Origin of the sequence: Streptomyces sp. CRCS-T-1 (genome assembly GCF_024442335.1) — a bacterium.
Taxonomy (GTDB): Bacteria; Actinomycetota; Actinomycetes; order Streptomycetales; family Streptomycetaceae; genus Streptomyces; species Streptomyces koelreuteriae.
On sequence record NZ_CP101651.1, the window covers coordinates 4,618,048 to 4,635,635 of the forward strand.

Genomic DNA, 17,588 nt, shown 5'->3' on the forward strand with positions numbered 1-17,588 from the left:
GGTGGGACCTAGCGTGGGTCGTATGACGACTCCTGCTGATGTGCACGAGGAACGCGACCCCGAGCAGCCCGGGCGGCTGCTCACGATCGAGCGCGACGCGCTGATCCCGCTGCTGCGGGGCAGGGCCGAGGAGGACTTCGCACGGCCCGTGGCCGCGTGTCCGGGCTGGACGGTCCGGGATGTGCTGGCGCACTGCTCGGCCGTACTGACCCGGGTGGCGGAGGGCCGGTTCGAGGCGGGTGTGTTCTCGCCCGAGTCGAACGACCGGGACATCGCCGAGCGGGAGGGGTGGAGCAACGCGCAGGTCGTGGCGGAGCTGGAGCGCGGGCTGGGCGAGGCCGGGGCGGTGATCGCCGGGGCGGGCGGGAAGCTGGACGGTGTCGCGCTCGGGGAGTGGGTGCACGCCGGGGACGTGCGCGAGGCGCTCGGGGAGCCGGGGGCGTACGGCGGGGCCGGGCTGCCGGACGCGCTCGCGCTGCTCGCCCGCATCACCCACGAGCGGGGGCATGTGGCGCTGCACGCCGACCTCGACGACCTGGACGAGCCGCTGCGGCTGGGCGAGAGCGACGGGGAGCGGCCCCCGGGGCGGTTCATCGGGGACGGGCCGACCCTCGTACGGCTGTACGCGGGGCGTCGGGTCGGGGAGGCGACGTCGTATGAGCTGGCCGGGGTGGAGGCGAAGGAGCTGAACATCTTCGGATGACCGGGAGAAGACCCCTGGGGGAGGGGTGAAGGGGCCGGCCCACGGGAAGTAGTCTGGATTGGACTAGACCTGTGGGTGGGTTCCGGCCGCCCTCGACGCCGATGAACGCCGGCGAATGCCTATGAATGCCTATGAATGGGGTCCCATGAGCAAGCGTGCAGTCCTGGAGGTGATCGCCCTCGGCGTGGAGGACGCGGTCGCCGCCCAGGCGGGAGGCGCGGACCGTCTCGAGCTGGTCACCGACATGGCGGCCGACGGGCTCACCCCGTCCGCCGGGACCGTCGCCGGGATCCGCCGGGCCGTCGACCTCTCCCTGCGGGTGATGCTCCGGCTCACCGACGGCTTCGCCGCGGGGGACACCGACCGGCTGGTCCGGGTGGTGGGCGAGCTGCGGGAGGCCGGGGCCGAGGAGTTCGTGCTCGGGTTCCTCGACGCGGACGGCGGCGTGGACCTGACGGCCGTGGAGCGGGTCGTCGCGGTGCTGGACGGCTGCCCCTGGACCTTCCACCGTGCGATCGACCGGGCCGCCGACCGCGACGCCCTGCGCAAGCAACTCGACGGGATGCCCGGGCTCGACACGTACCTCACCGCCGGATCGGCCGACGGGGTCGACGACGGGCTCCCCGTGCTGCTCGCCGAGGCGGGACGGCAAGGGGAGCCCGGGTACGAGCAGCAGTTGCTGGTGGGGGGCGGGCTGCGCCTGGACCACATTCCGACGCTGCTGGCGGCCGGGGTCGACGGCTTCCACATCGGCGGCGCGGCCCGGCCGGAGGGCTGGGAGGCGCCGGTGTCGGCGCAGGCCGTCGCACGGTGGCGGACCGCCCTGGATGCCGCGCCCGTGTGATCCCGGGCGCCGCGCCCGCGTGACTCCGGGTGCCGTACCCGCGTGATCCTGGACGCTGCCCCCGCGTGTCTCCGGACGTCGCCCCCGCGTGCCCCCGGACGTCAGCCCCGTCAGTCCGTCCGCCCGCCCTCGCTGCTCGACTCCGGAAACACGGGGAAGCAGCGACCGCACCCGCGCGTTGTCCCGTTGCATGAGCCTGCGCTTCTCACTGATGGGTCCGGTACGAGCCTGGCGCGATGAAGAGGAGATCGAACTGGGGCCGCGCCAGCAGCGCGCGGTGCTGGCGGCGTTGCTGCTGAACAACGGCATCCGGCTGAGCAACGACCAGTTGATCGGCATGGTCTGGGACGACCCGACGCCGAGCGCGGTGATGGCACTGCGGACGTACGTCTACAAGCTCCGCAAGACGCTCCCGGAGCTGAACCTGCAGTCCAGGGACGGCGGGTACACGGCCCGCGCGGAGATCGTCGACGACTGCCGCGGCGAGCCGTTGGAGGGCCTGCGGAGTGCCTACTTCGATGCGCAACGGGTGCGGCTCGGCGACCACCGGCTCAAGGCCCGGGAGGACTGCCTCGAACGCGAGCTCGACGTGCTGGAGCTGCAGCGGCACGTCGCCGACTTCCCGCTCAGGGAACGACCTCGCGCCCTCCTGATGCGCGCGCTCTACCTGGAGGGCAGGCAGGGCGAGGCACTCGACCACTTCCACCGGGCGCGCGCCCTCCTCATCGAGGAACTCGGCCTCGAACCGGGGCCGGAACTGCGCGAGGTCCATGCGCGGATCCTCACCGGCGACCTCACCCTGCCGCGCAGGCCGGAGCAACTGGTGCCGGATCTGGTCGACTTCACCGGACGGGCCGAGGAGATCGCGCAGGCCCTGAGGACGCTGCCGGGCACCGTGGGCATCACCGGTATGCGGGGCAGCGGCAAGACCGCGCTGGCCACCCGGATCGGCCATCTCGTCAAGCAACGCTTCCCGGACGGGCAGATCTTCGTCAGGGGCAGGGACGTAGCCAACGAGCTGTTGCGCGCGGTCGGAGTCGAGAACCCCGTCGGCGACAAGGCCGCGCTGTGGCGGGAGAAGGCGCGCGGCAAGCGGTTCCTGGTCGTGGTCGACGACGTGCGGGACGCGGAGACCGTGCGCGATCTCGCCACGCCCGGCTCGGCGATGATCCTCACCAGTGTCCGCCGCTTGCACGAGCTGCCGGGGGTGACCTGGCTGAAGATCGCCGGGCTGGCCGAGCGGGAGGCGCGGGAGTTCCTGCGCAAGGTCATCGGCCCGGCACGCGCGGACGCGGAACCCGAGCAGGCCGAGAGGCTGCTGGAACGCCTGTCGCGACTGCCGCACCCGATCAGGGTGATCGGCGGCACGCTCAGCTCGCGTCCGCACTGGACGATCGAGATGGTCCTGCTGCAGATGGATCGCAAGAGCAGGCTCGTCGACGTGATCCCCGCCGACTGCGCCGCGATGATGGCCCCGCTGGTCGCGGCCGAGAAGCAGCTGAGCGATCCGGAACGGCGCCTGCTCATGTGCCTCGCGCGCCGGGACGTCGAGGTGATCGACAGTCACGAGGCGGCGGAGATGTGCGGGGGCGACGACGGCGAGATCGAGCTGGTGCTGGAGTCGCTCTCGGGCGTGCACCTGATCGAGCCGCTCGTACTCGGCCGCTACCGGCTGCCGCGGTTCGTGCGCCTCTGCTTCGCGCTGCGCGTGGCGGCTTCCTCACGGCCTGACCAGGCCGTATATGCGGAAACTATGCTCTGACGATCCGGCGCGGCCAGGTTGGCAGACATGACAACCAAGGAACTTCAGGACCAGAAGGCACTCGTCACCGGCGCCACGTCGGGCATCGGCCGCGCGATCGCGGTCAAGCTCGCGGAGGCGGGGGCCACCGTCTATGTGACCGGGCGCAGGGCCGAACTGGGCAAGGAGACCGTCGAGCTGATCGAGCGGGCGGGCGGGACGGGCCACTTCGTCGTCGCGGACGTCGCGAACATCGACGACGTCCGCAGGCTCGCCGAGGAGGTCGGCGAGGTGGACGTGCTCGTGAACAACGCGGGCATCTTCCCGTCCTCGACGACCCCCGATCAGCCGCTCGACAGCTACGAGCAGGTGTTCGACGTCAATGTCCGTGCGACCTACTTCCTGACGGCCGCGCTCGCGCCGGCCATGGTGGCCAAGCAGAAGGGTGCGATCGTCAACGTCTCGTCGGTCGCCGGGCAGATCGGCACCCCGGTCGGCTCCGTCTACAACGCCAGCAAGGCCGCAATGGACGCGCTGACCCGGTCGTGGGCCGTCGAGTTCGGCGCGGCGGGTGTGCGCGTCAACTCCGTGGCACCCGGCCCGATCCGCACCGACAAGGCCGTCGAGACGGTGGGCGAGCTGTTCGAGGAGTTCAGCAGGAACACCCCGCTCGCCCGCGCCGGCGAGCCCGAGGAGATCGCCGAGGCCGTGGCGTTCCTGGCCTCCGACAAGGCCGGCTACATCACCGGCGCGGTGCTCGCCGCCGACGGGGGCTACGTCGCGACCTGAGCGGTCAGGGAGATGCCAGCTGCGGCGGCAGCCCGGCCGCGTGCGTGACGATCAGCCCCGACACGGCTCGCGTCAGCGCCACGTACAGACGCCGCAGGCCGGTGCGCTCGTCGGGTTCGCCGTCGACCACCGCCTGCGGCTCGTCCAGGACGACGTAGTCGTACTCCAGACCCTTCGCGAGCGTGGCCGGGACCAGGGTCAGGCGGGTCTCCTGGGTGGTCTCCTCGCCCGGGCCGAGGTACGGGACACCGGCCTCCGCCAGGGCCTCCGCCAGTGCCGGGATCCGGGCGTCCGCCGCGATCAGGCCGGTCGAGCCCTCGTTGCGCAGCAGCTCGCGGCAGGCCTCGACGACATCGGCGGTCGCGGGGGCTTCCCTGACCTCGAAGTGGCCCGGGTTCTCACGGATCGACTCGACCGGAGTGAGGCCCGGGGCGATGTGCGGCAGCAGCCGGGAGGCGTAGGTGATGACGTCCGTCGGCACACGGAAACCGGCCGTCAGCTCCTCCACCACCGCGTCCTGTTTGCCCAGGTGGGTCAGCGCCTCCTGCCAGCCTCGGGTCGCCCAGGGCGTGGTGCCCTGCGCCAGGTCGCCGAGGACGGTCGCGCTCCCGGTGGTGCAGCGGCGGCCGACCGCCCGGTACTGCATGGGGGAGAGGTCCTGCGCCTCGTCGAGGACGACATGCCCGAGGGAGTGCGTGCGCTGGATCAGGTCGGTGGCCTCGTCGATGAGGACGGCGTCCGCGGTCGACCACTTGGCGGACTTGACGCTGCGCGCGGGCTTCGCCCACAGGATCGCCTTCCGCTCCTCCTCGTCGAGGATCCCCTCGGCGTGCTCGGCGAGGAAGTCCGCGTCCGACAGCAGGCGCAGCACCAGTTTCGCCGGGTCGACGGCCGGCCACACCGTCTTCACGGCCGCCTTGACCGCGCTGTTGCGGGCCACCGCGTCCTGCACCCGGTCGTCCGGGGCTTCGCCCGAGCGCTCCATCTGCACCAGCACCGCGTGCGCGATGCGCTGCGGCAGGGCCTCGCGGGCGGCGCCGTAGCGGATGTCGCGGTCGAGCAACTCGCGGACGATGTCCTCCAGTTCGTACTGGGCGACGCGCCAGCGGCGGGAGCCGCGTACGACCACGACCGGCTCGGTGGGCAGGGTGACGTGCGCGTAGAGGGCCCTGCGCAGCACCTGTGCCATGCGGGCGTCGCCCTTGACGACGGCGGCCGTCGCGTCGTCCGTGCCCTTGATCTCGACGTGGGCCACCAGGTCCTCGACGGTGGCCTGCTGGACGCTCAACTCGCCGAGAGCGGGCAGCACTTGCTCGATGTAGTGCAGGAAGGACCGGTTGGGTCCGATGACCAGGGTGCCGGTGCGGGCGAGGCGCTCGCGGTGGGCGTAGAGGAGATAGGCGACCCGGTGCAGGCCGACGGCGGTCTTCCCGGTGCCCGGGCCGCCCTGTACACACACCGAGCCGGAGAGCCCGGAGCGCACGATCTCGTCCTGCTCGGGCTGGATCGTCGCGACGATGTCCCGCATCGGGCCGACACGCGGACGCTCGATCTCCTGCTGGAGGAGCCGGCTGGTCTTCGCCGCCTCGGCCGGGTCGGAGAGGTGCTCGTCCTCGTACGCCGTGAGGTCGCCGCCCGTGTAGCCGAAGCGGCGGCGCAGCGCGATGTCCAGGGGGTCCTTCTTGGAGGCCCGGTAGAACGGCTGCGAGACGGGTGCGCGCCAGTCGATCACCATGGGGTCGCCGTCGGCGTCGTGCACATGCCGCCGCCCGATGTAGAAGCGCTCGCCCTCCGCACCCTCGGCCTGCTCGGCGCCGGGTGTGTGCAGATAGTCGAGCCGCCCGAAGAACAGCGGGGTGTCGCTGAGGTCGGCCAGGGCCTTGATGCGCTCCTCGATCTGGTGGTTCAGCGCCTCCGCGTTGACCCAGTTCGCGGTGACATCGCTGATGTCGAGGGCCTCGACGTCCTCGCGCATGGCGCGCAGGGCGGAACGGGACGAGGAGAGGTGGGAGCGCTCACGGGAGAGCGGGTCGTCGACGGGCGTGGACAAGGGGGTGCCTCCGGAGGACCTGCGGAAGGGACGGCGGTGAGATACCGGCCGGTTTCCGTCCGGTCGGCGGCGCTCCGAGAGGGAGGCGGGCAAGAGCGGAGATCCTAGAGGAGCGGGGGAGACGACCGCCAACGGTTTTATTCACCGCCAACGGTTTATGCGGCGACCCGTAAGGGTCGTTGTCCCACGGGTCCGCACGAGGTCCGCACGAGGTCCTACGAGAGGTCCTACGAGCGGAGTACCCCACCTCGGTCCCTGGACCGACGCGGGCTTTACGGGCGAAACCGCACCATGGAGACATGAGCGCAGCAACCCTTTCCCCTGCCCCCGCACCGGGCCGGCCGCCGGGTGCCACCGCCGTGACCGGCAGCCACCGCCACCGCCTCGGCGACGCCCTGCGCGCCGTCAAGGTCTTCGCGGGCGCCGCCTTCGACGTGATCGTCCTCGGACAGTACGGCGAGGAGGTCGGCGTGGTCCGCCGCAAGTGAGCCGACGGACCCGCCACTCTCAGCTGTCCGCGAGCAGCTCGTCCGCGTCCACGATCCGGTACGCGTACCCCTGCTCCGCCAGGAAGCGCTGCCGGTGGGCCGCGAAGTCCTGGTCGATGGTGTCCCGGGCGACCACGGAGTAGAAGTGGGCTTGGTGGCCGTCCGACTTGGGGCGCAGCACCCGGCCGAGACGCTGGGCCTCCTCCTGGCGGGAGCCGAAGGTGCCCGACACCTGGATCGCGACGGTCGCCTCGGGCAGGTCGATCGAGAAGTTCGCGACCTTGGAGACCACCAGCACACTGATCTCGCCCTCGCGGAAGGCGTCGAAGAGCTTCTCGCGCTGCGCGTTCGACGTCTCGCCCTTGATCACGGGCGCCCCGAGGTGTTCCCCCAGCTCGTCGAGCTGGTCGATGTACTGGCCGATCACCAGGATCTGCTGTCCGTCGAAGCGGCGGACGATCGCCTCCGTGACCTTCCGCTTGGTCGCGGTCGTGGCGCAGAAGCGGTACTTCTCCTCCGTCTCGGCCGTGGCGTACGCGAGCCGCTCGGAGTCCGTCAGATTGACCCGGACCTCGACGCAGTCGGCGGGCGCGATGTAGCCCTGCGCCTCGATCTCCTTCCACGGCGCGTCGAACCGCTTGGGCCCGATCAGCGAGAACACGTCCGACTCACGGCCGTCCTCGCGCACCAGGGTGGCCGTCAGGCCGAGGCGGCGCCGGGCCTGAAGATCCGCGGTGAACTTGAAGACCGGCGCGGGCAGCAGATGCACCTCGTCGTAGACGACCAGGCCCCAGTCCCGCGAGTCGAACAGCTCCAGATGCGGATAGACGCCCTTCCGCTTGGTCGTCAGCACCTGGTACGTGGCGATGGTGACGGGCCGGATCTCCTTGCGCGTCCCGCTGTACTCGCCGATCTCCTCCTCGGTGAGCGAGGTCCGCTTCACCAGCTCGTGCTTCCACTGCCGGGCGGAGACCGTGTTGGTGACGAGGATCAGCGTCGTGGACTTCGCCTGGGCCATCGCCCCGGCACCGACCAGCGTCTTCCCGGCGCCGCAGGGCAGGACGACGACGCCCGAGCCGCCGTGCCAGAAGTTCTCGACGGCCTGCTTCTGGTACGGCCGCAGCGCCCAGCCGTCCTCGGCCAGCTCGATCGCGTGCGCCTCGCCGTCGACGTACCCGGCGAGGTCCTCGGCCGGCCAGCCCAGCTTCAGCAGGGTCTGCTTGATCTGCCCGCGCTCGGAGGGGTGCACGGCGACGGTGTCCGGGTCGATCCGGGCGCCGACCAGGGGTGTGATCCGCTTGGACCGCAGGATCTCCTCCAGCACCGGCCGGTCGGTGGTCGTCAGGACCAGGCCGTGCGCGGGGTGCTTGGACAGGGTGAGCCGGCCGTAGCGGTCCATCGTCTCGGCGATGTCGACGAGCAGCGCGTGCGGCACCGGATAGCGGCTGTACTCCACCAGCGCGTCCACGACCTGCTCCGCGTCATGGCCCGCCGCGCGCGCGTTCCACAGACCCAGCGGGGTCACCCGGTAGGTGTGGATGTGCTCGGGCGCCCGCTCCAGCTCCGCGAAGGGGGCGATGACACGACGGCAGTCGTCGGCCCGCTCGTGGTCGACTTCCAGGAGCAGGGTCTTGTCGGACTGGACGATCAGCGGACCATTCACACGCGGCACCCTTTCTGCGGCCAAACGTCCAGTGTGCCTGATCGAAGCCGCCCGAGGGTGTGATCTGCGCTGCTGAAACGACGCCGGTCCTACAGAATGCCTTTTCATCCCAACGTGTGGTGTGAATTCAGTTTTTCCACGGCGGCCCCGAAGAATGGCGAACCGTGCAGAATACGCCGACCACCACGCTCGGATACGCCCTGTTCGCCACCCGCTGGCTCCAGGCCCCGCTGTACTTCGGGCTGGTGGCAGCCCAGGGCGTCTACGTCTACAAGTTCTTCAAGGAGCTGTGGACCTTAATCCTCATGTGCGTGAGCGGGCACGCCACTGAGACCTATGTGATGCTCGCCGTGCTCAAGCTCGTCGACGTCGTCATGATCGCCAACCTGCTGATCATGGTGATCGTCGGCGGCTACGAGACCTTCGTCTCGCGCATCGGCCTCCAGGGCCACCGCGACCAGCCGGAGTGGCTCTCGCACGTCAACTCCAACGTACTGAAGGTCAAGCTCGCCACCGCGATCGTGGGCATCTCCTCCGTGCATCTGCTCCAGATGTTCGTGGACGTCCACCACACCTCCCACCACTCCCTGCTGTGGGGGACGGTGATCCACATGGCGTTCATCGCCTCGGCGGCGATCCTCGCGTACATGTCGGGGCCGATGGCGGCGCAGAGCGATCGCGGCCATGCGGATCGCGGGCACGCGGATCGCGGGCACGGTGACCACGGGCACGCCGAGCTCGCGCACGCCGACCGCGAGCCCGCCGGGCACCCGCAGGTCACGCGCCCGCAGCCGGGCGAGACCCCGGCGGCCACCCTGCCCCACCCCCGGCGGCCGGAGCCGGAGCCCACGTCCCTGCCGGAGACCGACGCCGACGCCGAGGCCCGGATCCGCGCGGCCGGTTTCCCCGCCCGCAAGCTGCTGGAGGACTTCGACCAGCAGCACCCCCGGGGCTTCGACCGGGAGACCGTGGCCCGGCTCGGCAAGGCGGAGTTCGTCGCCGCCCGGCGCAACGTCGTGTTCGTCGGGCCGACCGGCACCGGCAAGACGCATCTGGCCGTCGCCCTGGGCGTGCGGGCCTGCCAGGCCGGGCACCGGGTGATGTTCGCGACCGCCGCCGAGTGGGCCGCCCGGCTGTCCGACGCCCGGGCCGCCGGCCGGCTCGACGCGGAGCTGGCCGCCCTCGACGATCACCCCCTCCTGATCGTCGACGAGATCGGCTACACGCCCTTCGACGCGGCCACCGCCGGCCTGTTCTTCCGGCTGGTCGCGCACCGCTACGAGCGCGGCTCGCTGATCGTGACCAGCGACCGCCCGCTCGGCCGCTGGGACGAGGTGTTCGGCACCTCCGCACCCGCGATGGCGGACCGCCTCGCCCATCACGCCGAGGTGGTCCGGCTGGAGGGCGACAGCTACCGGACGCGCCGCGCTACCGCAGCGTGGACAGACTGATGGTGTTGACCAGCGGGCCCTCGACGGAGACGCCTTCGCCCACCAGGGATTCGGCGTGGGCCGCCGGGATGGGCAGCGGCAGCGCGGGCGTGGCCGCCGCGGCCGAGGGCGCGAACACGCCCACCAAGGCGGCGGCGAAGAGGACGACGGCGGGAAGCTTTTCACGCATGGCGGCAGGGCCTTTCACGGGCTGAGCGGTGCGGGACACCGCACCCCGGGCCGGCCCGGAACGCGGGGCCGGCCCCCACGGGTGCGCGGAGACGGATCAGATCTGCGGCGTCTCGATGACGAGGCCGGCGACATCGATGCCCACCGCCGCGGCCGGGGTGGCGAGACCACCGAACATCATCAGGACGGCGGTGGCCAGGACGGCGGTGACTCGACGGACAGCGCGCATGCTGGGACTTCCTTTCGGCAGTGCTCACAGGAACACCCGGTGGCTGCCCCCGGGCACAGCGCGTGAAGCGGCACGCCCGGCAAGGTCGCCCGAGCGTGGGACATCCCCGGCGTGGCGTGCATGAACGCCGCCGTGCACCCGAACGGGTGAGAAGCGCCCCCCTGCCCGGGCGGGGGTCAGCCCGCGTCGTCGGCGAGCTCCGCGACCCCGGTGATCCGGTGCAGCGGATACGTACGGACCTCGTCCGCCGTGTGGTCGTACGCCGTGACGAAGCCGCCCTCGACGCGGATGGGCGCGATGACCCGCTGGCTGGCGGTGCCCTCGGCGTTGACGTAGCCGATCCACAGGGCCTCACCGGTCAGGACGGCGGCCTGCATGGTGGCGAGGGTCTCGGCGGAACCGGTGCGGGGCAGCTCGCCGTCGGCCGCCGGAGTGGCGCCGGGCTTGCGCGGGGTGGTGGAGGCGAGGTCGCCCGCCCGGATGGCGCGCAGGGCCGCCGCGAGGAGGACGTCGTCGGGGACCGGCGGACCGTCCGGCACCGGCTCGGGCGCCGTACGCGGCGGGGTGCGGTGGGCGAGGGCGCGGGTGATCAGCACATCGCCCTCGGCGGACTCGGCGGCCGGTGCGAACCCCATCGCCCGCAGCCCTTCGAGGAGCCCCGCGGGATCGGCCTGCGCGGCGAGCACGGTCGGGGCGAGTCGGCGCAGGCCGAGCCCGGCGGCCCGCTTGTCGGCGAGGATCTCGTTGAGGACCGCGTCGTCGTCGCAGCGTACGTACGCCGAGGCCGCGCCGACGCGCAGATGGCCGTGCCGGCGGGCCACGTCGTCGATCAGATAGGCGAGCGGCTGCGGCACCGGCGTACGGGAGTGCGTGGTGAGGAAGGCGTGCAGGTCGGAGGCGGCCTGACCGGCGTCGAGCGCGCGGCGCACCGAGCCGGGCGTGAACCGGTAGACGGTGGCCCCGCCCTTGGACTCGACGTCCGCCAGCACCCCGAGCATGTCGGCGAGCGGGCGCCGCAGGGGCCCGGGCGCCACCGCCGTCAGGTCGGCCTGGAGCAGCACGTGGTCCAGCGGCTCGGGCAGCTGGGGCGCCAGGAGCCGGGCCGCGGCGGCGGAGGCGACGGACTGTTCGGCGGGGGAGAGGGGAGCGACCGGGGCGGGACGATGGTGGTGGTGATGGACGGGGAGCTTGTCTCCCGGACCAGTAGGCGGACCCGCCGATGCGGAGGGCTCCGCCTCGGGGTGCTTCGCGGCCGCCGCCGGTCCCAGCAGGGCCCGGCCGTGCCCCGACAACGCGCCCCGGCCGGTCACGCCCAGCAGCTCCGCCTCCGACAGCGCCCACTCGGCGAGACGGCCGCGCAGGTCGTCCTCGCGTCGGTCGCCGCGCAGGGGCCGCTCCCAGCGCAGCCGGGCGAGCACCGACTCGGCTGCCGGAGCGGCCCCCTCCGGCAGCCCGGCCAGCAGCGCCAGCACCCGGTGCCGTACCTCGGGCGCCGCCGAGCGGTCCAGGCCCGGCCCGAGCGCCGACAACGTACGGTCCTTCGCGTCCCGCCCGCCCACCAGCCCGGCCGTCCGGGTCGCCGCGAGCCAGGCCGTGGCCAGCCGCGACCAGCGCTCGGCGGGGGGCGCCTGAAGCCACTCGTCGTAGGCCGGGGTCGCCGCGTACCGCTCGTCGGCCTCCCCGTCCGAGGCGATCAGGCCCGCCGCGTACGCCAGTTCCACCCAGAACGCGGCGACCGGCTCGGGCGCGTCGAGGGCGACGGCGGTCCGCTTCAGGTCCCGCACGCTCAGCCCACCCGCCCGCAGCACCGCGGGCCCGCCCTCGTCCCAGTCCTTCAGCAGCTCCTCGACGGTCGCCAGCGCGGTGTACGCCTGCCCGGCCGCCGTACTGTCCACAACCTGTGGACGATGTACGGCGGCGGCCTCGACCACCGGCGGCGCGGGCTCGGGCGTCCGGTGCGCCGGCCCCCGCCGCAGATGCAGGGCGACCTCGCGCGGCAGGACGACCGTCCCCGGCGCCGTCGGCAGCAGCAGCCCCCGGTCCAGCAGCCAGCGCAGCCGGGCCGCCGGATCCGCGGTGACCTGCCCGTACGGCGGCCCCCACACGAGACGCTCCAGTACCTCCAGGGAGTCGGCCGGGGCGTCGGCGAGCAGCGCGGTCATCCGGTCCCGGTCCGTGAACAGGCCGGTGAGGGCGGTCACCGCGGAGACCGAGTCATGCGTCGAGGCCAGCCCGGCGGTCGTGACGATCTCCTGGATCCGCCCCGGGGACATCCCGGCGGTGGCCTCCTGGACCGTCGGGCCGAGACCGGTCGGCGAGGGGTGCTGCGGCGCGGGTGCCAGCAGTTCACGTGCCGTGCGCACCAGCCGCAGCCGGTCGTCGCCGCCCCAGACCAGGGCCTGCTCGCGCAGGACGTCCAGGGCGTGCGGCAGGGCGGCGACGACGGCCGGGTCGGCGTCGTCCCCGGCGGTGAGCCCGAGCAGTTCGTCGTACGTCGCCGGGTCCCCGGCCACGGCCAGCGCCTCCGCCGTCTGCAGCGCGAACCGGTCCAGCCGCTCCAGGGCGCGCACGACCGAGGCACGGGTGCCGGCCCGGGTCGCGAGCTGTGTGAGGTCGGTCGGCACGGGCGTGATGAGGTCCGGGCGGCTGCGCAGGAGCGCGGCCAGCGCGGCATCGCCCCGCGCGCGGAGCGCTTCGGCGAGGGAGCGGGGGGCCGGGGGCCTGTCCTCGGTGCTCATCCGGTCCACGGTAGCGGGTCGCCTCGGGCGGCCGGGCCGACCGCGGGCACCCCGGACCCCGATCGCGGGACGGGCTTTTGGCCGACCTGCCGGGACTCGCGATACCGTCGTCCGACGGCGTCAGCCAACGCACCCGCCCCGGAGGGGACTTCGTGGGGATTGAGAGCGACCAGGTCGTTTACGAGTATCTGAGCCGTGTCGGCGACGTGGCCCAGCAGCGGCAGTTGTCGTCGGCCACCCGGATGCGCCTGGTCGCCGACCTGCGTAACGAGATCGACCGGCGCCGCGCGAAGGTCACCGTCGACTCGCCCGCCGCCGTCCGCCGCATCCTGACCCGCATGGGCAGCCCCGACGAGATCGTGGCGGCGGCAGCGGAAGGCACCGGCGACGCGCCGCGGAGCGCCCCGGCCCCCGCCGCCGTCCCCGTGCAGCGCGACGACGAGCCGGAGGAGCGGGCGAAGGGGATGCTGCGGCGCGTCGTCCCGCGGCCCCGCCCGGCCCGGCCCGGCGAGGAGTCGCGCCCGGCGCCCGCCGAGGGCCCGGCCCCGCCGCACCTGGCCGCCGGGCACGAGCTCGGGGACAGCGTCGTCCAGCCCGACTGGTGGCGGGTGGACAGCAGCCCGTTCGGAGTGGGCGAGGAGGTGCCGGGCTTCGTGGGCGGCGTGGAACTGCCGGACCTGCTGAAGCCGCCGCAGCCGAGGAAGCCGGAGCCGGAGAAGACGGCGGCCGAGCCGCCCGTCGAGGCCGTCGAGGAGGAGGCCGTCGCCGGCACCCGGCGCCGCCGCCTCCCCGGTCTGCCCTCCGGCAACTGGAGCAACCCGCTGCTCCTGGCCGCCGCCGCTCTGCTCGTCGCGGGCGCCGTGCTCGGCAACTGGTTCGTGCTCCTCCTCGGCTGGCTCATCGCCTACGCCTCACGCCGGCTGACCCAGGCGGAGACGAAGTGGGCGGTCATGGTCCTGCCCGGGCTCGCCGTCACCTCGGGCCTGGTCTGGCTCTGGGGCAGGATGAACGGCCGTTGGGGCACTCCGATCGCCGAGGGCCACATGAACGACGCGGTCTCCGAGACCTGGCCCTGGGTGGTCCGGGGCGCGGCGGTGGCCTCGGCGTTGTTCCTGGTGTGGCGCTCGCAGCGGCAGAAGTAGCCCACATCCCGGGCACCCCCGGGACGCCTGTGGGTCATACGCCCTGGGCACAATGGCGCATATGGCACTCACCGTCGGTTTCGACCTGGACATGACCCTCATCGACTCCCGTCCCGGCATCCGCGCCTGCTACCAGGCGCTGTCCGAGCGGACGGGGACCTACATCGACGCCGATCTGACGGTCACGCGGCTCGGGCCGCCGCTGGCCGAGGAGTTGATCAACTGGTTCCCGGCGGAGGAGGTCGCGGACATGGCCGTCCTGTACCGCGCGATGTACCCGTCGATCGCCATCGCCGCGACCCCGGCGATGACCGGCGCCGCCGAGGCCATCGCGGCCGTACGGGAGGCCGGCGGACGCGCGATAGTCGTCACCGCCAAGTACGAGCCCAACGCCAAGCTGCACCTCGCCCACCTGGGCATGGAGCCCGACGCGGTGATCGGCGACCTGTGGGCCGAACAGAAGGCGGAGGCGCTGCGCGAGCACGACGCGGGCGTCTATGTCGGCGACCACGTCGGGGACGTGCGCGGCGCCCGGACGGCCGGCGCGCTGTCCGTCGCGGTGGCCACCGGCCCCTGCCCCCCGGAGGAACTGCGCGCGGCGGGCGCGGACGTCGTCCTCGCCGACCTGACCGAATTCCCCGGGTGGCTCGCCGGCTACCGCCCCGCGCGCGCCTGACGGCGGCCGGCCGCCACGGAACGCAGTACTCCCGCGCCGGCCATCAGGAAACCGACCGCCATGAGCATGCTCAATCCGAACATGTACGTCGGAAAGGGCGTCGTCCCGAGGAACAGCGGGGCGACCGTGACCAGTGTGGCCACGGCACCGATGAAGAAGACGATGGCACCGGCACGGACCAGACGGTCACCGGGCGCGGCGGAATTCGTTTGGGTTTTGTCAGGCACCGGACCAGGGTAGTTCCCTGCCCGAAGGAACAACCCGGTGACGTCTTGTCACCGGCCTGAAGAGCATTAGCCTTGGTACCGGCGGGTCCGTGCGGCCCGCCCGAGTGCTATCAAGAGCCGTTTCCAGAAGCAGTTTTCCGACGAGTACGAGGACGAGGACAGACGTGCCTACCGGCAAGGTCAAGTGGTTCAACAGCGAGAAGGGCTTCGGCTTTCTCTCCCGCGACGACGGCGGTGACGTCTTCGTCCATTCCTCGGTCCTCCCCGCCGGAGTCGAGACGCTCAAGCCCGGTCAGCGCGTGGAGTTCGGCGTGGTCGCCGGGCAGCGCGGCGACCAGGCACTGTCCCTGACGATTCTGGACCCGACCCCCTCCGTCGCTGCGGCGACGCGCAAGAAGCCGGACGAACTCGCCTCGATCGTCCAGGACCTCACGACCCTGCTGGAGAACATCACCCCGATGCTGGAGCGGGGCCGCTACCCCGAGCGCACCTCCGGCAAGAAGATCGCCGGCCTGCTGCGGGCGGTCGCCGACCAGCTGGACGTCTGAGGCTTCTCAGGGAAAGCGCAGCGCGTTCGGGCCGAGGGGCGGTACGAGTCCCTCGGCCGCCGCGCGTGTGAGCAGTCCGCGTACGGCCGCGTAGCCGTCCTCGCCGAGACCGGCCGTGAACTCGTTGACGTACAGCCCGATGTGCTGGTCGGCGACGGCCGGGTCCATCTCCTGGGCGTGCTCCATGACGTACGGGCGGGACACCTCGGGGTCGTCCCAGGCGGCGCGCACCGACGTCCGGATGGAGTCGGCCAGCAGCCGCAGCTTCTGCTCGCCCAGCGACCGCTTGGCGATGATCGCGCCCAGCGGGATCGGCAGCCCGGTGGTGTGCTCCCAGTGCTCGCCCATGTCGGCGAGCTTGTGCAGGCCGTAGCCGCCGTAGGTGAAGCGCGCCTCGTGGATCACGAGTCCCGCGTCGACCTTCCCATCCCGCACGGCCGGCATGATCTCGTGGAACGGCATGACGACGATCTCGCCGACCCCGTCGGCCAGGGTGTCGGCGGCCCACAGCCGGAACAGCAGATAGGCGGTGGACTTCTCGCTGGGCACCGCGACCCGGCGCCCGGTGAGGTCGACGTCCGCCTCCCGCGTCAGCACCAGCGGCCCGCAGCCCCGCCCCAGCGCACCCCCGCAGGGCAGCAGCGCGTACTCGTCGAGGACGTACGGCAGCACGGCGTACGACACCTTCAGTACGTCGAACTCGCCGCGCTCGGCCATGCCGTTGGTGACGTCGATGTCGGCGAAGGTCACGTCGAGGGCGGGGGCGCCGGGGACACGGTCGTGGGCCAGGGCGTCGAAGACGAACGTGTCGTTCGGGCAGGGGGAGTACGCGATCTGCAACTGGTCACTGGTCATGCCGGTTCCAACTCTCCAGTACGGGCACGAGCTTCCCGAAACCCTCGGTCAAGGCGGCCAGGGCGTCCCCGATGCGCCAGGCGGCGCGGTCGCGCGGCCCGACGGGATTGGAGACCGCCCGGATCTCCAGCACGGGCACCCCGTGCGCACCGGCGGCCTCGGCGACACCGAAGCCCTCCATGGCCTCGGCCAGCGCGGTGGGGTGCCGCTCGCGCAGCGCGGTGGCCCTGGCGGCCGTCCCGGTCACAGTGGACACGGTGAGCACGGCCCCCGTACGGGCCCCGGCGGCCTCGGCGACCCGCCGTACGAGGTCCCCGGGCGGCTGGTGACGCACGGTCCCGAACCCGAGCTCCGTGACCGGCACGAACCCGTCGGGCGTCTCGGCGCCCAGATCGGCCGCGACGATCTCATCGGCGACGACCAGCGACCCCACGGGCGCGTCCGGCTGGAAGCCGCCCCCGATCCCGGCGGAGACGACGAGGTCGTAGGGGGTGCCTTGGAGGGCGGCGGCGGTGAGAGCGGAGGCGACGGACGCGGCGGCGAGGGCGGGCCCGACACCGACGTCGATCACATCGGTCCAGCCGTGGGCAGTCGTTCCGCCGGTGCGGAACGGGTGGGCACGGCCGACAGCGCCGAGCGCCGCGTCATCGGACCCCGGCGAAATCCCACCGAAGGCCTGTGCCACCGCGTCCCTCTCCACAGGAACAGCGGTGGCGATCAGCACCCTGCCCAGCCCAGCGGCAGCGATCAGGCGTCCTTCTCGAGCTTGAAGTTCCAGAGGCCGGACGTGTCCTTCTCGCCCTCCTTGATGGAGACCAGCGTCGAGTCGCCCTGCGCGCCGTACTGGGCGTTGAAGAACACGCTGCCCGGGATGGTGCGGTACGTCTTCGTGCTGGCGTCGGTCAGCGGCTGACCGTTCATCAGGATCGTCCAGCCCTTGTCGGCGATCTCCGGGTCGACACCGAAGCGCACGGTCTCGTCCGGGTCGACCGAGATGGACTTGATGCCCTTGTCCTTCAGGCACTGCGTGAGGTCGGCGGGCTTCAGGGCGTCGCCCTCGCCGCCACAGGTGGCCTCGGAGTTCACCGAGTCGCTGCCCACGGTCACCGTGGCCATCGGCGTCGGCTTGTCACAGGCCGACAGGACGAGCAGTCCGGCGGATACGACACCGGCGACAGCGACGGCGCGGCGGCGTCGCACTACGGATTGCAACGTGTTCATGGGCGAAGGTTATCCGGCACGCGGGTCGGACCGCCCACGCGGGGTACGGCGTGCC

General features: G+C 72.4%; 18 protein-coding genes. 9 read left to right on the top strand and 9 right to left on the bottom strand.

Going from position 1 to position 17,588, the window contains the following annotated elements; translation table 11 throughout:
* Nucleotides 1-22 precede the first annotated feature (22 nt).
* From NNW99_RS21040 to NNW99_RS21055, 4 genes are all read left to right on the top strand, one after another.
* Nucleotides 23-703, top strand: a complete 681-nt coding sequence (locus NNW99_RS21040) for a maleylpyruvate isomerase family mycothiol-dependent enzyme (protein WP_215120677.1) — start codon at nt 23-25, stop codon at nt 701-703.
* A gap of 145 nt (nt 704-848) precedes the next feature.
* Nucleotides 849-1,547 carry a copper homeostasis protein CutC gene (locus NNW99_RS21045; protein WP_215120678.1) on the top strand — a complete coding sequence of 233 codons (699 nt, stop codon included), beginning with the start codon at nt 849-851 and terminating at the stop codon, nt 1,545-1,547.
* Nucleotides 1,548-1,758: 211 nt separating this feature from the next.
* Nucleotides 1,759-3,309 (top strand): BTAD domain-containing putative transcriptional regulator, encoded by a 1,551-nt coding sequence (locus NNW99_RS21050; protein WP_215120679.1) that lies wholly within the window; start codon nt 1,759-1,761, stop codon nt 3,307-3,309.
* Between the two features lie 27 nt (nt 3,310-3,336).
* The gene (locus NNW99_RS21055) at nt 3,337-4,077 is read left to right on the top strand and encodes an SDR family NAD(P)-dependent oxidoreductase (protein WP_215120680.1); all 741 of its coding nucleotides are present in this window, start codon (nt 3,337-3,339) and stop codon (nt 4,075-4,077) included.
* Nucleotides 4,078-4,081: 4 nt separating this feature from the next.
* On the opposite strand, the gene NNW99_RS21060 is transcribed toward NNW99_RS21055, so the two are convergent.
* On the bottom strand, nt 4,082-6,127 hold the full coding sequence (locus NNW99_RS21060; RefSeq protein WP_215120681.1) for an ATP-binding domain-containing protein: 2,046 nt from the start codon (nt 6,125-6,127) through the stop codon (nt 4,082-4,084).
* Nucleotides 6,128-6,426: 299 nt separating this feature from the next.
* Here NNW99_RS21060 and NNW99_RS21065 point away from each other — a divergent pair, with 299 nt between their 5' ends.
* Nucleotides 6,427-6,615 carry a hypothetical protein gene (locus NNW99_RS21065; RefSeq protein WP_184599430.1) on the top strand — a complete coding sequence of 63 codons (189 nt, stop codon included), beginning with the start codon at nt 6,427-6,429 and terminating at the stop codon, nt 6,613-6,615.
* A 19-nt stretch (nt 6,616-6,634) separates the two neighbouring features.
* Here NNW99_RS21065 and NNW99_RS21070 read toward each other — a convergent pair whose 3' ends face one another.
* Complete coding sequence (locus tag NNW99_RS21070; RefSeq protein WP_215120682.1) at nt 6,635-8,278, bottom strand: DNA repair helicase XPB; 1,644 nt, start codon at nt 8,276-8,278, stop codon at nt 6,635-6,637.
* A 164-nt stretch (nt 8,279-8,442) separates the two neighbouring features.
* Here NNW99_RS21070 and istB point away from each other — a divergent pair, with 164 nt between their 5' ends.
* Nucleotides 8,443-9,729, top strand: coding sequence for an IS21-like element helper ATPase IstB (gene istB / locus NNW99_RS21075; RefSeq protein ID WP_215120683.1), 1,287 nt, complete (start codon nt 8,443-8,445; stop codon nt 9,727-9,729).
* Here istB and NNW99_RS21080 read toward each other — a convergent pair.
* From NNW99_RS21080 to NNW99_RS21090, 3 genes are all read right to left on the bottom strand, one after another.
* Nucleotides 9,707-9,898, bottom strand: a complete 192-nt coding sequence (locus tag NNW99_RS21080; protein ID WP_215120684.1) for a hypothetical protein — start codon at nt 9,896-9,898, stop codon at nt 9,707-9,709. The genes istB and NNW99_RS21080 overlap by 23 nt on opposite strands.
* Nucleotides 9,899-9,994: 96 nt before the next feature.
* On the bottom strand, nt 9,995-10,126 hold the full coding sequence (locus NNW99_RS21085) for a hypothetical protein (RefSeq protein WP_255961296.1): 132 nt from the start codon (nt 10,124-10,126) through the stop codon (nt 9,995-9,997).
* Between the two features lie 176 nt (nt 10,127-10,302).
* Nucleotides 10,303-12,864 (bottom strand): helicase C-terminal domain-containing protein, encoded by a 2,562-nt coding sequence (locus tag NNW99_RS21090; protein WP_215120685.1) that lies wholly within the window; start codon nt 12,862-12,864, stop codon nt 10,303-10,305.
* Between the two features lie 152 nt (nt 12,865-13,016).
* Between NNW99_RS21090 and NNW99_RS21095 the strand changes: the two genes are divergently transcribed.
* Both NNW99_RS21095 and NNW99_RS21100 read left to right on the top strand, forming a co-directional pair.
* Nucleotides 13,017-14,006, top strand: coding sequence for a hypothetical protein (locus NNW99_RS21095; protein ID WP_215120686.1), 990 nt, complete (start codon nt 13,017-13,019; stop codon nt 14,004-14,006).
* Between the two features lie 52 nt (nt 14,007-14,058).
* A complete protein-coding gene (locus NNW99_RS21100; protein WP_215120687.1) occupies nt 14,059-14,682 on the top strand; it encodes an HAD family hydrolase in 624 nt (207 codons plus the stop codon).
* Here the strand turns inward: NNW99_RS21100 and NNW99_RS21105 are convergent.
* Nucleotides 14,661-14,909, bottom strand: a complete 249-nt coding sequence (locus tag NNW99_RS21105) for a hypothetical protein (protein WP_184599437.1) — start codon at nt 14,907-14,909, stop codon at nt 14,661-14,663. The genes NNW99_RS21100 and NNW99_RS21105 overlap by 22 nt on opposite strands.
* Before the next feature lie 164 nt (nt 14,910-15,073).
* Between NNW99_RS21105 and NNW99_RS38980 the strand changes: the two genes are divergently transcribed.
* On the top strand, nt 15,074-15,457 hold the full coding sequence (locus tag NNW99_RS38980; protein ID WP_189729237.1) for a cold-shock protein: 384 nt from the start codon (nt 15,074-15,076) through the stop codon (nt 15,455-15,457).
* A 6-nt stretch (nt 15,458-15,463) separates the two neighbouring features.
* Here the strand turns inward: NNW99_RS38980 and NNW99_RS21115 are convergent, their stop codons facing one another.
* The 3 genes from NNW99_RS21115 to NNW99_RS21125 are packed head-to-tail and all read right to left on the bottom strand — an operon-like array spanning nt 15,464 to nt 17,533.
* Nucleotides 15,464-16,312 carry a 1,4-dihydroxy-6-naphthoate synthase gene (locus NNW99_RS21115; RefSeq protein ID WP_215120688.1) on the bottom strand — a complete coding sequence of 283 codons (849 nt, stop codon included), beginning with the start codon at nt 16,310-16,312 and terminating at the stop codon, nt 15,464-15,466.
* Nucleotides 16,302-17,090: a futalosine hydrolase gene (locus tag NNW99_RS21120; RefSeq protein ID WP_285439967.1), complete on the bottom strand. Its 789-nt coding sequence runs from the start codon at nt 17,088-17,090 to the stop codon at nt 16,302-16,304. Before NNW99_RS21120 ends, NNW99_RS21115 begins: the two co-directional genes overlap by 11 nt.
* Entirely contained in the window at nt 17,060-17,533 is a 474-nt protein-coding gene (locus NNW99_RS21125; RefSeq protein WP_251057882.1) for a DUF2771 domain-containing protein, read from the bottom strand. Before NNW99_RS21125 ends, NNW99_RS21120 begins: the two co-directional genes overlap by 31 nt.
* Between the last annotated feature and the right edge of the window lie 55 nt (nt 17,534-17,588).